The sequence below is a fragment of the Vibrio sp. 2134-1 genome, assembly GCF_033339495.1.
The window spans coordinates 1-683 of the sequence record NZ_JAWOUS010000461.1; the positions used below are offsets into that span (position 1 = coordinate 1).

1 protein-coding gene is annotated in these 683 nt (G+C 49.8%); it reads left to right on the plus strand.

What is annotated here, in order from left to right; translation table 11 throughout:
- A partial coding sequence (locus R7R78_RS26625) for a potassium transporter TrkG (protein ID WP_318119622.1) occupies positions 1-635 on the plus strand: 635 nt, incomplete at its 5' end.
- Positions 636-683 lie beyond the last annotated feature (48 nt).

Here is a 683-nt window from a genome sequence, read left to right on the forward strand (position 1 = left end):
GAGGCTTTGCATACTTATTCTTGTTCTCAAGCTTGGTGGTTGCCGCTTGGCTAGTGATTCGAGATGGGTACACCATTTTGGATGCCCTGCGAGTGTCGATGTTCAACATCGTTTCTGTGGTGACAACCACTGGGTTCGGCTTGGAAGATTTCACCGCTTGGGGCGCTCTGCCAACCACGCTCTTTGCCTTCTTAATGATGGCTGGGGCATGTTCTGGCTCAACCGCAGGCGGGATTAAAATCTTCCGTTTCCAAATTGCTATGACGCTGTTAAACAAACAGATCATGAAACTGATTCATCCATCCGGCGTTTTCGTGCAACGTTACAACCAACGTCCTGTGAACGACGACATCGTGCGCTCTGTGGTGGCGTTTGGGTTGATGTTCTTTATCACCATCATCTTTATCGCTGGCTGTTTAAGTGCGCTTGGTCTTGATCCCGTGACCAGCATTTCTGGCTCAATCACCGCCGTTGCCAACGTGGGTCCTGGCATGGGGAGCGTGATCGGTCCAACCGGTAACTTCGCGCCACTACCAGATGCTGCTAAATGGCTTCTAAGCTTTGGTATGTTGATGGGCCGCTTGGAGATTCTGACTATTCTTGTACTGTTCTTCCCTGCGTTTTGGCGCCGTTAAGCAGACACAAATAAAAGGTATGACAATGAAAACATGGATCACTCTGGC